Below are 15,135 nucleotides of genomic sequence, written 5' to 3' on the forward strand. Positions count from 1 at the left end.
CGGCAGAGCCGCCGAGCGCCCCGTACCGATGTGTCACCCGAAAGGAGGCACCGTGAAGGCCCTGGTTTTCCACAAACCTTCGGACGTCCGCGTCGAGGACGTCCCGGATCCCCGGATCGAGGAGCCCACCGACGTCATCGTGCGCGTCACCGCGACAGCGATCTGCGGCTCGGATCTGCACATCTACAACGGCTTCTTCCCCCAGGCGAAGCCCATGGTGCTCGGCCATGAGTTCATGGGCGTCGTCGAGGAGGTCGGCCCGCAGGTCACGAAGCTGCGGAAGGGCGACAGGGTCGTTGTCCCGTTCCCCATCGCGTGCGGGCGTTGCTTCTTCTGTCAGGCGGAGCTGCCCGGCCATTGCGAGAGCTCCAATCCCAAGCACTACGGACCCGAGGGCGGCACGCTCGAGGGCAAGGGCGGCGCCCTCTTCGGGTACACGGACCTCTACGGCGGTTACAACGGGGGGCAGGCCGAGTACGTGCGCGTCCCCTACGCCGACGTCGGACCACGGAAGGTGCCTGAGCGCCTCACCGACGAGCAGGTCCTGTTCACGACCGACATCCTCCCCACCGGGTGGACGGCGATCGAGTGGGCCGAGCTCAAGGGTGGAGAGACGGTCGCCGTGTTCGGATGCGGGCCTGTCGGCCTCGCGACCATGAAATGCGCGTGGCTCCGCGGCGCGGCGCGCGTCATCGGCGTCGATCGGGAAGAGTACCGCCTGACGAAGGCCCGCGAGATCGCCAAGGCCGAGACCGTCAACGTCGACAAGGTCGACGCCGTCGAGGCGATCCGCGCGATGACGGGCGGGCGAGGCGCGGACGTGTGCGTCGACGCGGTCGGGATGGAGGCCCACCGCGGCCTCCTCGAGAAGGCCTCCAGCGCCCTTCACGGCCAGGTCGGGACGATATCGGCTCTCCGGCTCGCCCTGAGCGCCGTGCGCCGGGGCGGGGTCGTGCCGGTCGTGGGGGTCTACGGCGTGCCCTACGACAACTTCCCGCTGGGCCAGATCTTCGACAAGGGCCTGAGGCTCCAAGCCGGCCAGGCGCCGGCGCACAACTACATCGACCGGATCCTCAAGCACATCGAGGACGGTCACCTCCGGGCGGACGACATCATCACCCACCGCCTGCCGCTCTCGCGCGCCCCGCAAGGCTACGAGATCTTCAACAAGAAGCTCGACGACTGCGTCAAGGTCGTCCTCAAGCCCTGACGGAGGGCGCAGATCGCCCCCTCCGGCGCTCGTCCGGCGCGCCGTCATACGGCCTCTGTCCTTCGAACACCGCCATCACGCCCCCTCGTCGGAGCCCGATGCGCCGCCGGTCGATCCGGCGCTCGGGAGCGGCCCACGCGCTCGGGCGGCGCGAACGCGCGAACCATGGCCCGCCGCGCGCCCCTGACGCCTGACACCGGCGTCAGGGGCGGCCGGCCGCGGTGCTGTGTAATTTATTGAATTCATGTTGGTTTGTTCAGGGTATGGCGCTTGCTTGGCGCCGAACCTCGGCGAGCGCCTCGCTCGCTTGCTTGGCCACCCGCGATGGCCTCTGATCGCACGGAGGGAGAGCTCCCGATGGCTCGAGATCTGCGCTCAACTCGAACGCTCCTTCACCCCTTGTGGTTGGGAGCCCTGGCGCTCCTCGTCCTCAACGATCACGCCCTCAAGGGCTCCGGCCTGCTCCCCGGGTGGTTGACCGGGAAGCTCAGCGACTTCGCTGGGCTCCTTGTCGCGCCCGCGGTCCTCGCCTCGCTGCTCCGCGTGACCTCGCGCCGCGGGTTCCTCGGCGCGCACCTCGTCGTTGGCGTGGTCTTCTCGGCCATCAAGCTCGCTCCGGAGGCCGCCCGCGCGGTCGAGGGGCTCATGGCGCTCACGCCGCTCCCATGGCGGATCACCGTCGACCCGACGGACCTCATCGCGCTGCCGGTCCTCCTCGCCTCGTACCGCGTGCTCGGCGAGGCGATGGCGCGGCCGGAGCCAGCGCGCCCGGTCGCCCACCGCCTGGCGCTGATGGCCGGCGGCCTGTCCTGCGTGGCCACGAGCTACGATCCGCCTCCGTGCGGCGAGGCCGAGGGGTGCGTGCCGCCGCAGCCGCAGGAGCTCGCGTCGCTCGTGATCGGCAACACGACAGGGACCGAGCAGCTCATCCGCGTGCGGCGCCTCCGGGAGTCGGTGCGGGTCGACTGCGGCGTCGTGCTCGACGACCCGACGGGTGCCCTCTCGCGCGATCTGTTCGCGAACGCCGAGACCTGGCTCATCGCGCCCGGCCGCGCGCTCCCGCTCGGCAACGCGGGGTGTGACGCCTACCTCATCGACGCCGACGGGCTGCCGCTCACGCTCCTCGCGTGGTCCGCGACGGACTTTCCGGAGCAGCTGCTCGTCACGTCGACGGAGAACCCGCAGCCGGATCGGATGATCGTCCTGCAGCGCGCCGGGGCCAGGCTCGCGCTCGCCGAGCACCCGGCGGTGTTCCCGGCGCCTCCCCTCGAGACGCCGTCGCCCGCGAGCGCGTGCGGCGTCCACGCCACGGGGAGCGGGCTCGACTGGACCATGCCCGTCCCCGGGGCGGGGGTCCTCACCGGCGTGACGTCGTCTCCGGACGGCTGTCATGCCCTCACGCTCGAGCGCGGCGAGACGTTCTTCCTCTGCGCTCCTGCCGAGGCGATCCCGTTCAGCGAAGGCGACGTCCTCCGCGTGAGCTCCGTCGCGATCGACCGCGGCAGCTACCCGGAGCTCCCGCGGGACCAGCTCGCCTTCGCGCGCGGCATCCACATCGAGAGCGCGACGCACGCCGTGCTCGCGCTGCGAGGCAACGTGCTCGCCCGCTGGTCGATGGTGGGCCGGCAGCCGGCCGCCGATTTCTCGGCCGATCTCTCGCCGCTCGCGGGCTGCGACGCGTTCCACGACGCGTGCGGAAGCCTCGTCGAGCCGCTCGAGGCGTCGCTCCTCGGCGAGGGCGTCTCCGGGGTCGCCTCGCTGCGGCCCGGCGAGAGCGCGGAGCTCGCCGAGGGCGCCGGCGTGCTCTTCCTCGTGCGCGCCGACGACATGCCCGTGCGTGACGCGGAGTGCTTCACCGTTTCCGTCGATCAACCCCGCCTGCTCGAGTCGGTCTTGGTCGCCGCCACCGCGGCGCCGTAGGAGGTCACGCCATGAAGCTCCGCATCCATGATGTCCTCGCGCTCGGCGCCGCCGCTGTGCTCGGCGCGGCCGGCTGCGCCGATTCCGGTGACGCTCGGGGCAGCGTCGCCGCACCCACGGACCCCCCGGGCAGCGTGGGCGTCTCCCAGGGCGGCGCCCAGGACTTCGGCCTGTTCCGGCAGATCCTCGAGGACGGCGAGATCCCCGGGCCGGACACGCTCGACGATGTCGGCTTCTTCGCCGAGCACAAGCTCGATTACCCGGCCGCGACCTGCGGCGAGGACGTGTGCATGCACGGGCTGCTCGGGATCATGGGCAACATGATCAGCGGCTCGCCCTGCACGCTCATCCAGATCGGGATGAACTCGCCCGTCGACCTCGGCGCGCTCGAGCGCCCGCCGCTGCACCTCGTCATCGCCGTCGACACGAGCGGCTCGATGCAAGGCGACCCGATCGCCTACGTCAGGGCGGGGCTCGTCGAGATGATCGACGCCCTCCAGCCGACCGACCGGATCTCGCTCGTCCGCTACTCGGATACGGCCGAGGTCGTCCTCGAGCAGGCCGAGGGCTCGGACAGGGAGGCGCTCACAGAGGCGTTCGAGGGCCTGACCGCGCGGGGGTCGACCAACCTGTACGAGGGGCTCTTCACCGCGTATGCGCTCGCCGAGCGGCACCTCGATCCGGCCTGGCAGAACCGCGTGATCTTCCTTTCCGACGGTGTGGCCACGGCCGGGCTCACCTCGCCTCAGCGGCTCGTGTCGCTCGCGGCCGGGTACGCGGAGAAGGGGATCGGCCTCACGGCCGTCGGCGTCGGGGCCGAGTTCGACGTCGACGCGATGCGCGGGATCAGCGAGGTCGGCGCGGGCAACTTCTACTTCCTCGAGGACCCGAAGGCGGTGGAGGAGGTCTTCGCCGAGGAGGTGAAGACGTTCCTCGTGCCCCTGGCGCTCGACGTGGAGCTCGACGTCGCCGTGGGCGACGGCTACGTCGTGCGCGGCGCGTACGGCACGAACGGCTGGCAGGGCGGCGAGAGCGGCGGCGCCGTGCACATCCCGAGCCTCTTCCTCGCCGGCCGGACGAGCGCCGCGGAGCCCGTCGGCTCCGGCCGGCGCGGCGGCGGAGGCGCCATCCTGCTCGAGCTCGTGCCGAAGCCCGACCAGCGAGGCGTCGAGGAGCCGCGCGCCGTGGGCAGCCTCGCGCTGTCGTGGCGGCACCCGCTGACGGGCGAGGCGCACGCGCAGGAGGTCGACATCGAGGCGCCGAGCGCGCCCGACGCGCCGCCGGAGGCCGGCTATTTCTCCGGCGACACCGTCGAGAAGGGCTTCGTGATGCTGAACCTCTTCGCCGGGTTCAAGCTCGCCGCCCAGCTCGCCGCGGACGCCGACCCCCGCACCGCGCGGCGCACGCTCGAGGCGCTGCGGCCGAACGTCGAGGCGTGGCTCGCGGATCATCCGGACCCCGACGTCGAGGACGACCTGCGCTACGTCGATCTGTTCATCGAGAACCTCATCACGGCGGAGGCGAACGTGCAGCCCTACACGCCGGCGGATCCGCCGAACCCCTGGCCCGCCGACTGAGCCCCGAGCGGCCCGTCGCGCCGGCGGACGAAAACGACGCTGGCGCCGCGCCCGTGGCCCCCTTCACGTCTTCACGTCGATCCCCCTCAACACGCGTTTCGACGTCTCCGCGTCTCCACACGCGCTCTGCGCGCCGGGTGCCCGCGTACCCCACAACGCATCCCGTGCGGCGCAAACGTGCGCCGCGGAGATGTCGCTTCCTCACGGCAATCGCCTTGTGTAGGATCGAATTTTCGCGGCCGTCGAGGATCGAGGAGGAGAGTGCGCCTATGCGAAGATCCATGTTGTTCGGGTTGGCGAGCATCGCCGTCGGTCTCACGGCCGCTCTCCCGGCGAGCGCGGGTGTCCCGGAGTGCGGCAACATTCGCTTCGAGGGCCTGTCGAACTGCGAAGTGCGCGTCACGGGCGAGTGCACAGCGGGCTGCAGCGAGCTCGGGATCTACAAGACCGCGTGCGCGACGAAGCTCGTGCCGGTCTGCAAGACAGAGTGTACCCTCTCGGCGGACGCGGGCTGCACGGACAGCTGTACCGAGCAGTGCAGCGCGGACTGCGACAGGGGTATCAATGTCATCTGCTCCCACAACTGCTTCGTCGAGTGCACCACCACGCGGGACGTCGAGTGCCGTGGCGCCGTCGACGCCGCCCAGTGCGCCGCGACGTGGGACGCGAACTGCGACAGCGAGTGCGGCGCCAAGTGCGTGACGGTGGATGGCGGCTGCTACCAGCACTGCATCGAGTGCTGCGGGGGCTCGTGCACGGCCGACGCGAACATGGACTGCCAGACCACGTGTCAGAACGAGGAATTCGAGGACTGCGAGCACGAGTTCCGCGCGAACTGCGACGCTTCCTGCAGCGGCGACGGCGCGCTCTTCTGCAATGGGAAGTACATCATCTCCGGATCGCAGATCCCTGCGTGCGTGAACGCGCTGCTCGCACAGGGCATCAGCGTGAAGGCCGAGGCGGAGGTCACCATCGGTCCAGACGGCATCGACGGGAACCTCGCAGCCGGCATGTGCGCCGCCAGGCCTGCGAGCAAGGCCTCTCTCACCGCGCCGCTCGCCGTGCTCGCCGCGGCGGCAGGCTGGCTTGCGCGGCGCCGCAAGCGCTCATCGCGTACGTCGGGCTGAGCGTCCCCAGGTGAGCGTGCGGCCGACCCACGAGACGCTGCTCGCGCTGCTCCTCCTGTGCTCCGCGGGCTGTGCGGGCGAGGCGGCTGACGCGCTCGTGGTGATCGGCCTCACCACGGATATGGCGGTTGGCTTCCAGTTCGATCACATCGAGACGACCACGAAGGTGGATGGCGTCGTCACGGGCACCGAGCGTCTCTCGTATGGCGGGGGAGAGCTGTCGCTCCCGGCCGAGCTCGTGGTCGGGCCAGCGCCCGACGGCGCGGAGATCGAGCTGTCCATAGCGGCGTTCCGCGACGGCGAGGCCTCTCCCATCGTGACGCGGAGGGGCGCGACCCGCGCTGCTGGCGGGCGGAGTCTGCTCCTGCCCGTCTCGCTCGACGAGGCGTGCTGCGCGACCCCCTGCGCGGCGAGCGCGACCTGCGCGGCGGGGGCGTGCGTCGAGCCCTTCATCGCCCCCTCCGCCCTCACCGACTACGACCCGCTGTGGATCGCGTCGGCGAGCGATGCGTGCAAGACGCCGGGCTCTGGCGACCCTGCGGTCGTGATCGGGCAGGGGGAAAGCGCGTTCGCTTCGCTGGAGCATGGCGAGGTGGTGCCGATCGAGGCGGGCCCTCAAGGGGGCCATCACGTGTGGCTCGCGCTGCGCGTGACCGGCCTCCGGCAGATGGGCTCGCGCCTGACCGTGGAGGGGTACTTCCCCGAGCTGGAGTTCGAGCTCCTTCCCTTCACCGCCCAGGTCACGATGCACAAGGTCGGAGAGGGCCGCTGCGAGATCGATGGCGTGCGCTTCCAGGTGGACCGGGGGCTCCCGGTCGAGACCATCCGGGGGCAAGCGCTCGACATCGAGATCTCCCTGGAGGACCCGAACGGCGACGTCGGGACGGCCACGCAGCGGGTCGTCATCTCTCCCTGACCCATCCGCTGTCGGAGCGGCTCCTCCAGTCCGTCGACTGCGTTGCCGGATCGACGCGCCCCCCTCGCGAGGGGGCGCCGGCACGTCGCGACCTCGCAGGGGCGGCCCCTCGAGGCCGTCGATTTCGGTTCCGGATCGACGTTCCCCCCCTCGCGAGGGGACGCCGACACGTCGCGACCTCGCAGGGGCGGCCCTCGAGGCCGTCGATTTCGGTTCCGGATCGACGTTCCCCCCTCGCGAGGGGGCGCCGGCACGTCGCGACCTCGGAGGAGCGACCCTCGAGGCTGTCCGTTTGGTCCTGGCTCAGCCGAGCGCCCCTCGCGCGGCGACGCCAGCGCGTCGAGATCTCCGCCGCGCCGCCGCGACCGCCGCCAGGCACGCGGCGGCAAGGGCGCCGGCCCGACCGTCCTCCGCGCCGCCGGTGCGGCAGCCGCAGCCCTCTTCGCTCGGTCGCGCCCCACCCGAAGGCGGCGCCCCGCCGTCTGGTACATCGGGCGCTCCACCCGCGCCTGCGGCGCTCGCCCGATCTCCGCCGCCGCTCGCCGCCGTTGCCCCGCCGACGCTGGACGCTCCGCCGGCGCCGGTCGCGCCGGCGCTCGTGCCGCTGCCGGCCGCGGCTGGACCGGCGTCCGACGTGCAGTCCCGGTGGCCCGTCATCAGCGCGATCCTCGGCCAGTCGGTCGGGCAGACCGCTCCGACCGCTGTGCTCGCCGCGCAATCCAGAGGACCACGGATGCATGCCTGCTGGAGCAGCGGCTCGAACGTCGCGCCGCCGTCGAGCGAGCGGCCGATCGTGAAGCCGTCCAGGAACTCGCTCGCGCACGTGTAGAGGCCCGAATCCGTCCAGGCGAAGCAGCGCGGCACGACGCTCGAGACGCGCTCGAACGCCAGCGTCGACGAGGGCGCGCGGAAGACGCCGTCGATGTCGCTCCCCACCGCCACCGTCGCGCCGTCCGGCGAGATCGCGAACGCGCGCACGAAGCCCTGGGTCGCGAACACCGGCGCGAACGCTGCCCCGCCGTCCGTCGAGACGAACAGGCGCCCCGGCGCGCTCGCTATCCGCACGTACAGCACGTCGGCGTCGCGCGGATCGACCCCGGCGATGTAAGGCTCGCGCGACGTCGTGCTCCCCGGCACCGCCGCGGTCTGCCACGTCTCCCCGCCGTCGGCCGAGCGCGCGATCGCCCCCTTGACCGAGCCGCCCTCGCTCGCGAGGCCGCTCACGTAGACCCGCCGCGGATCCGAGGGCGCGATGTCGACCGTCCGCGCCAGAAAGCCCTCCGGGAGCGGCGTCCCCGCGCTGGTCCAGGTCGCGCCGCCGTCGCGCGACGCCCAGAGGCCGTGCCTGGTCCCGGCGGCCACCGCGACGACGTGCGACGGATCGCCCCGCCGGACCGAGAGATCGATCACCTCCCGCCCCGCGAGCTCGGCGGCGCGCGCGCGCGCCCAAACGCAGCCGCCCTCGGTGCCGACCGCGATCCCGTCGGTCAGCGCGGCGAGCACTCGGCCGCTCGCCGCCGCGGCGATGGGCGGGGATTGGCCGCCCGCGTCGTCGTACCCGACCGCGCCCTCGCAGATCCAGCGCCAGCTCGCGCCCCCGTCCCGCGTGGTCAGCAGGCCGTACGTCATCCGGGCGACGGCGCGCGCTGGATCCGCCGGGTCGAACACGAGCTGGTCCGCCGAGGGAAAGACGCCGTTCGCAGCGGCAGGGGAGGGGAGCGCCATGGCGACGAGCGCGACGGCGCGCGCCGCGGCGGCGAGCGCGACGGCGCGCGCCGGGCGAGATCCCGGCCTCACGGCGCGCGGGGGAGACGAGCGCATCACGGGATCCATCGTACCGCGGCGCGCGCGCCGAGAACCGCCCACGCCGCCTCCGCGCCCCGCTACACTCGCCGCAATGCCGGAGCGCATCGTCGTGTCCTTTCGAGGTACTGCGGCCCTCTCGCAGCCGGACGGCACGGACGCGGTCGCGCCGTGGCCCGGCCGCCGCGGCGCGCCGCGGGCGCCCGCGCCGCCGTCGCGCCAGAAGGGCGCGGCGCGCGGCGCCGGCGGCGCGGCGCGCGGCGAGGAGAGCTACCTCGCGAGGGCGCTCGCGCTGAAGAAGCGCGCCGAGGCGCTCGGCGCCACCCTGTGCGCCTGGAGCGCGCAGACCTTCTCCTTCGAGTTCACCGCCGACGACGTCGAGGAGGCGGTGCTGCTCGCCGCGCTCGCCGCGGAGGACGCGGGGGTGCACCCCGACGCGCGCTTCGCGGTCGGCATCGCGCAGGGCGAGATGACCTACGTCGGCGAGGCGGGGCGCTTCACCGCGCTGTCCTGGGGGCAGCCGCTGCTCGTCGCCGTCATGCTCGCCCGCGTCGCGCCCCCCGGCGACGTGCTCCTCGATCCCGCGCTCCCCGCCGTGATCTCGGGCGAGCTCATGACCCTCGGCGCCCACCGCGGCATCGACGGCGCGCGCCGGGTGCGCGGCCTCCGCCTCGACGCGCAGCAGCCGCTGCGCAGGCAGGTCGCCGAGAGCGTGGCGCGCCTGTGCAAGCCGCCGCTCACCGGCCGCGACGCCGAGCTCGCCGAGCTCGCCGTGCCCCCCGGCTCCCTCGCGATCGTCCGGGCCGAGCCCGGCGCCGGCGGCACGCGGCTGCTCCACGAGCTCGAGAGGCTGCTCGCGCCGTCGCGGAGCCTCTTCGTCGCGCCGATCGGGGCCTCGCGCGAGCCGTTCGGCGCGCTCCGGCGCGCCCTCGCGCGCGCGGCGCTCCGCGCCGAGAAGAGCCGCGCCCGCGCGCCGGCGCTCCCGGATCGGCTGAAGCCCGCGCTCGCGCGGCTCCTCGCCGGCGAGGGCGTCGAGCCGAGGATCGCCGCCGAGCTGCTCGCCGTGTGGCTCGCCCCGTCCGACGTCCGCGTCGGCCTGCTCGCCGTCGACGACGCCTCCGAGGTCGACGCCGCGAGCCTCGACGCGATCGCCCTCGCCCTCTCGCCGGGAGGCGGCCCGCGCGCCGTCGCCCGGCTCGGGCGCTCGGAGCCGCTCCCCGCGCCGCTCACCGCGCTCACCCCCGCCGCGACGGTCACGCTCGGGCCGCTCTCCGCGACGGGCGCGCAGGATCTCGTCCGCCGCCTGTTCGACGGCTGCATCGACGAGGCGGGCGCGCGCCGCTGGGCCGCGCGCGCGCCCGCCTTCCCGCTGGCCGTGCGCGAGCTCCTCTGCGAGGCCCTGGAGAGCGGCGCGCTGCGCTGGATCGGCAGGAGCGTCGGGCCGCGCCGGCGCAGCGCCGGGCGGGGCAGGCCCGCGCGCACCATGACCGGCGCCGAGCTCGCCGCGCCCCCCGCGTCCCGCCCGATCGAGGGCCGCCTGCGCCTGCTCGCGATCGGCCACCGCACGGTGCTCACAGCGCTCGCGACGCTCGGCGGGGACGCGTCGGACGCGGCGATCGACGCGCTGTGCGACGGCACCGGCGCCCCGAAGGTCGCCGCGGTCCAGGCGGCGCTGCTCGGCGCCGGCTGGGCCTTCCGGCCGGAGCCAGGCTGGCTGCGGCTCTCCTCGCGCACGCTGCGCGACGCCCTGATCGCGGCCGTCCCGCCGGGCGAGCGCGCCGCGTGGCACCTGGCCGCGGCGCGGGTCGTCGAGGATCACGCCGGCGTGCTCGGCCTCGCCGACGCCGCGTGGCACGCCGCGAAGGCGGGCGACCGGCGCTCCGCGGCCGATCTCGCCGGGCGCGCCGGGCGCGCGGCCGGCGACGCGCTGCTCGAGTCCTCGGCCGCGGAGCTGCTCGCGTTCGCCGACGAGCAGGAGACGGCGAGAGATCACCGGGACGGAGCGCCGGACAGCTCGTCGAGCCAGCCGCCCACCTACCGCACGCCCATCGAGGTGGTCGGCGACGCGCCGGAGCCGCAGCGCGCGGCGCCGGCCCGGGAGCGCTCCGGCCCCGACGCGCTCGGCGGGGCGGCGGACGGCTCGGCGAGCGAGGCGCGCGCTGCGTCCCGCCAGCGCGGCGCGGCCTCCGCGCCCGCCGCGGAGGGCGAGCATCGCGAGCGCGTGGGCGACGTCGCGCCACGGAGCGCGGGGCGCGACGTCGCCCACGCGCTCGCCGCGCAACCGGACGACGCACTCGAGGACTTTCCCGACGCGACCTCCCCGGACGTGGCGTGCTGCGACGCCTCCGGGGATCCGCTCGCGAAGACCACGGAGTCGCCGGTCCTGTCGATGAACGACATCGCGGTCCGCCTCGCGGAGCTGGCCAAGCAGGCGCTCGTCCAGGGCGACCTACGCACGCTCGAGCGGCTCGTGGGCGAGCTCCGCCGCACCGGCGAGCACCTCGATCTGGCGGAGCGCATGACCGGCCTGATCTCGCTCGGGCGCGGCGCGAAGGAGGAGGCGCTCCGCCGCTTCAGGATCGCCGCGGAGGCCGACGCGTCGCCTTCGCAGCGGGCCCGGGCGCTGCTCGCGTACGGCGTCGCGCTGGCCGCCGCGGGCCGCACGGAGGGCGCGCTCCTCGAGGCGCTGAGCGCCCTCGCGCGCGCCCGCGAGGCCGAGGATCACCACGGCGAGCAGGCGTGCGCGCAGTTCCTGGCGCAGCTCGCGGCCGCGACCGGGCGCGAGGAGGCGGCCCGCGCGTGGGCGCAGGTGGCGCGCCTCGCCGGCGCGGCGCCCCCCTCGTGACGGCGCATTGACAGCGTCGCCGCGGCTGTCCATACCGCCGGCCATGTCGTCCCGAGAGCCCTCCGGCGAGCCGGCTCCCGCGCCGGAGACCGGCGAGGAGCGCGCCGCGCCGAGCGAGAGCGCCAGCGCCGGAGTGCGCGCCGCGCCGAGCGAGAGCGCCAGCGCCGGAGAGCGCGCCGCGCCGAAAGCGCGCGCCGGCGCCGGAGTGCGCGCCGGCGCGCGCCGGGTCGCCGCGCTCCTCGCGCTGGCGCTCTCGCTCGGCGCGATCGCCGGCGTCGCGTACCAGCGCTACGCCGCGGTGCACCTGCGCGCCCTCCCGAGGGTCCCGGGCTGTGTCCGCGGGGCGCGGGTCGCGCTTCGCAAGCCGGTCGCGGTGTCCGGCACGGAGCCGCGCCAGACGGCGTCGGGCGAGACGGTCTACCTCACGCCCGGGGAAGACCGCGCCGTCGCCTGCGCCTTGCAGCTCGACGAGGCGCTCGCGCGGGACCTCGCCGGAGCGCTGGCCGAGCAGGCGCCGGCGCAGCGCGCCGCCCTGTTGGTCGAGCTCGTGCGCGACCGCGTGCCGGCCGACCCGGCGTACGATCGCGCCGCCTCTGCGGCTTACATGATGGCCTCCGCGGCCCTGCGGGGCCTGCCGGACGACGTGGCCGAGGTCCGCGCCGCTGCGGAGGAGCTCGATCGGCATCACGCCTGCCGCTTCGACACGCGCCGCCCCTGTCCGACGCGCCCGCCGATGCCGGCGCTCGTCTGGCTCACCGGCGTCCCGGCGGCGCTGAGCCTGCTCGGGCTGCTCTGGATCGGCCTCGCCGCGAGCGCCGCGCGCTACAGGCGCTGGAGGGCGCGCCGGAGCCGCTGATCGCCCGAGCGCGCGCGCGTCGCGCGCCGCGGTCGGCCCGAGCGCCTCAGTCGATCGCCTCGACGCGAAAGCTCGACTGGACGAGGCGGCGGGGTCGGGCCCCGATGTCGGCGACGTCGAACCCGAAGCCCGCGCCCTGCTGGTGGATCCCGCCCGACGTGGCGCCGCTCGGCATCTGCACCGACGAGTTCACCGTGACGTAGACCTTCGCCCCCTTGGCGAACGCGGCGGTCATCGCGAGCACGCGCCCGGCGAGCTGCGCCGCCGCCTCGCGCGCCACCAGCGCCCAGAGCGCCGCCGCTCCAGCCGTCGACGACAGCGCGCGCACGCCGAGCACCGCGCCGGCGCCGCTCAGCTGCACCTCGAACACCGCGCGCGCCGTCGCGGGCGTCTCGGAGGAGCGCACCGCGTCCGCCACCACGGACGCGACCGTCCCGGCGGCGGGCAGATCCAGCCCCAGCGTCTTGTCCCGATCGCGCATCGCCTCGCGCAGCACCTCGCCGGCCCTGTCCACCGAGACCTCGCGCGGCGCGGTCGGCGCGGTCGGCGCCGGCGGTGGCGGCGCGCGGTCCGGCAGAACGCCGGGCAGCTGCCACACCGGCGCCCCCCCGAGGCCGGCCACCCCCCGCGGTGGGGTCGGCGCGCTCGGCGGCCCGTCGTACTCGCTCGATGGCGCAGGGGCCGGAGGCGTCACGGGACCCTCTCGCGGCTCGACCGGCGCCTCCGGCGGCGCTGACGGATCGAGCGGCCGCCGGTCGCGCCGCGCCGTCCGGCCGAGGACCGGCTCCGCCTCGCGCGGCCGCGCCTCGTCCGGCGCGCGTGGCAGGGGCGCGCGCGCCTCGTCCTGCTCCGGCTCGCGCGGCGGGACGGGCTCTATCTCGATCTCCACCTCGCGGCGCGCGCCGCTCGAGCGGGCCTCGAGCGCCGGCCCCGGGGAGCCCGCGATCCGCGCGAGCAACGGGATGGCGGCATGGAGCAGCGTCGCTGCGAGCAGGAAGCGGACCTCTCGGGAGAGCAAGCGCCGAGCACCTTGGTGGGTGCCGGAGAGGGGCGCAAGTGCGTGTTTCGTCGCCGGCGTGCTCACGGCGTGCTCGCGTCACCGCTCGCGCGCACCTGCGCGGCTCCGGGTACACCCCACCCGCTCCCTCGCTTTGCGGTCCGACAGGCTCACCCGCGCGTGTTCCAGCAGGGGTCAGGGTCTTACGGCCACGCTTAAATATGCGCGTACGGAACGGTTGCCGCTTGAGCTCGAGACCGTACTGGTCGATGCTCCGCCTGCCGCGACGCCTTCCGGGTTCACGGCAGGAGCAGAAACGCAGCGTGCTGCCGCCGTGCGGCGCGCTCACGGAACAGACGCAGCGCCTGGCGAACCAGGGCTGGGCGCTACATCCCCGTTGTAAGGGAGGGGTATCGAAATGAAGGGAAACGTGCGCGCTGACGGGTCGCCTGCGGACCTATCGCCGACGCCCACGCCGCCGCCCGTCACCGTGGTCCAGGGCTGCCCGGATCGCGGTCTTCCCCTCGACCTGCCGCCCCTCGGCATGGCCCCCGCGCCGCAGGAGCAGGCGTTCCTCCCCGATTTCGCCGCTCCAACGCTGCAAGGGACGCCGCCCTTCCCCGGGGCCGGGCCGTACGGCTCCTGGATCGCGCCCTCGCCGGGCGAGCGCCGCGCGCGCGTGTGGCGCGCCATCGGGGCGTTCGTCCTGGCCGCGGCCACCGTGATCGTCGTCGTCGCCGTCACCGCGCGCGGGCTCGTCGCGCGCATGCCGGCCGCCTCCGCCGAGGCGTTCCGCGCCATGACCCCCGTCAACCGCGCGTCGCTGCTCGCGCTGCGCTCCTCGCGCGAGGACGCCGGAGCGAGCGCGGCCGTCGCGCCGGAGGGGCTCGCGCGCTTGCAGCTGCCGGCGCCGCCGCCCGAGCCGGCGACGCCGCCGCCCGCGATCCGGCACGAGGGCTACGCGTCGATCCGCGGCGGCGTGCTCTTCACGCCCGACACGTTCAGGCCCACCGGGTCGAGCTACGATCTCCTGCTGCACTTCCACGGCAACACCCAGCTCGTCCGCGAGAGCGCCGAGGTCGCCGGGCTGAACGCCGCGGTCGCCGTCATCAACCTCGGCATCGGCTCGGGCGCGTACGAGGACTTCTACGCGACGCCGGGCGTCTACGAGAGCCTGCTCGCGGACATCGACAGGGCGCTCGCGCAGCGCGGGCTGCCGACCCCGCGGCTCCGCCGGGTCGCCCTCTCCTCGTGGAGCGCGGGCTACGGCGCGATCGCCAAGATCCTGGAGCTCCGCCGCGGCGCCGAGGCCCTCGACGCGATCCTCGTCACGGACGGCATCCACTGCGGCTTCGTCCCGGAGCAGCCGAGCGGGCTCAACCCGCTGCAGCTCGCCTCGTTCGCGCGCGCCGCGCAGCTCGCCGCCTCGGACAAGCTGCTGTTCACCATCACGCACTCGGAGATCGACCCGATCGCGTACGCCAGCTCCACCGCCACGGCCAGCTACCTGCTCGACGCCGCGGCGGGGCACCACGTCGAGCGGTCGCCCGCGTCGGACGCACCCCCGCACCTGCGGCTGCGCGCGGCCGAGGGCGCCGTCTCGAAGAAGCTCGAGAAGCAGATGATCCCGACCACCGAGGCGAGCGTCGGCGAGCTCCACGTCCGTGGGTTCCGGGGCAACACGCCCGAACACCACATGGCGCACCTGCTCCAGATGGCCTCGACCGTCCTCCCGGAGCTCGTCGAGCGCTGGCGCGTAGGCGGCGATCCGCCGTCGTCCGGGCGCTGATCGCGCCTGTCCGCCAGGCCACCCCGGCGCGCCTCTGTCCGGCCAGGCCGCCGATGGGCGCGCCTGCACGCTTGGCCGTCCGCCGCGCCCGCTGG

The 15,135-nt window shown here is 74.7% G+C and carries 10 protein-coding genes; 8 read left to right on the forward strand and 2 right to left on the reverse strand.

Annotated features, from left to right (window positions below; all coding sequences use genetic code 11):
* Positions 1-52 precede the first annotated feature (52 nt).
* The 5 genes from WMF19_RS02700 (at position 53) to WMF19_RS02720 (ending at position 6,750) form a co-directional block, all read left to right on the forward strand.
* Positions 53-1,210, forward strand: coding sequence for a zinc-dependent alcohol dehydrogenase (locus tag WMF19_RS02700; protein WP_437798606.1), 1,158 nt, complete (start codon positions 53-55; stop codon positions 1,208-1,210).
* 399 nt (positions 1,211-1,609) lie between these two features.
* Positions 1,610-3,130 carry a hypothetical protein gene (locus tag WMF19_RS02705; RefSeq protein WP_437897659.1) on the forward strand — a complete coding sequence of 507 codons (1,521 nt, stop codon included), beginning with the start codon at positions 1,610-1,612 and terminating at the stop codon, positions 3,128-3,130.
* 11 nt (positions 3,131-3,141) lie between these two features.
* Positions 3,142-4,707 carry a vWA domain-containing protein gene (locus WMF19_RS02710; RefSeq protein ID WP_437897660.1) on the forward strand — a complete coding sequence of 522 codons (1,566 nt, stop codon included), beginning with the start codon at positions 3,142-3,144 and terminating at the stop codon, positions 4,705-4,707.
* 281 nt (positions 4,708-4,988) lie between these two features.
* Positions 4,989-5,834 (forward strand): hypothetical protein, encoded by an 846-nt coding sequence (locus tag WMF19_RS02715; protein WP_437897661.1) that lies wholly within the window; start codon positions 4,989-4,991, stop codon positions 5,832-5,834.
* A gap of 10 nt (positions 5,835-5,844) precedes the next feature.
* Positions 5,845-6,750 carry a hypothetical protein gene (locus tag WMF19_RS02720; RefSeq protein WP_437897662.1) on the forward strand — a complete coding sequence of 302 codons (906 nt, stop codon included), beginning with the start codon at positions 5,845-5,847 and terminating at the stop codon, positions 6,748-6,750.
* A 303-nt stretch (positions 6,751-7,053) separates the two neighbouring features.
* On the opposite strand, the gene WMF19_RS02725 is transcribed toward WMF19_RS02720, so the two are convergent.
* The gene (locus tag WMF19_RS02725) at positions 7,054-8,571 is read right to left on the reverse strand and encodes a WD40/YVTN/BNR-like repeat-containing protein (RefSeq protein ID WP_437897663.1); all 1,518 of its coding nucleotides are present in this window, start codon (positions 8,569-8,571) and stop codon (positions 7,054-7,056) included.
* 76 nt (positions 8,572-8,647) lie between these two features.
* Between WMF19_RS02725 and WMF19_RS02730 the strand changes: the two genes are divergently transcribed.
* Complete coding sequence (locus WMF19_RS02730) at positions 8,648-11,398, forward strand: hypothetical protein (RefSeq protein ID WP_437897664.1); 2,751 nt, start codon at positions 8,648-8,650, stop codon at positions 11,396-11,398.
* A gap of 43 nt (positions 11,399-11,441) precedes the next feature.
* Positions 11,442-12,254 (forward strand): hypothetical protein, encoded by an 813-nt coding sequence (locus WMF19_RS02735; RefSeq protein WP_437897665.1) that lies wholly within the window; start codon positions 11,442-11,444, stop codon positions 12,252-12,254.
* Between the two features lie 46 nt (positions 12,255-12,300).
* Here the strand turns inward: WMF19_RS02735 and WMF19_RS02740 are convergent, their stop codons facing one another.
* Positions 12,301-13,272: a hypothetical protein gene (locus WMF19_RS02740; protein WP_437897666.1), complete on the reverse strand. Its 972-nt coding sequence runs from the start codon at positions 13,270-13,272 to the stop codon at positions 12,301-12,303.
* 409 nt (positions 13,273-13,681) lie between these two features.
* Here WMF19_RS02740 and WMF19_RS02745 point away from each other — a divergent pair, with 409 nt between their 5' ends.
* On the forward strand, positions 13,682-15,040 hold the full coding sequence (locus tag WMF19_RS02745) for a hypothetical protein (protein ID WP_437897667.1): 1,359 nt from the start codon (positions 13,682-13,684) through the stop codon (positions 15,038-15,040).
* Positions 15,041-15,135 lie beyond the last annotated feature (95 nt).

It is taken from the genome of Sorangium sp. So ce124 (genome assembly GCF_051525235.1).
Lineage (GTDB): Bacteria > Myxococcota_A > Polyangia > Polyangiales > Polyangiaceae > Sorangium > Sorangium atrum.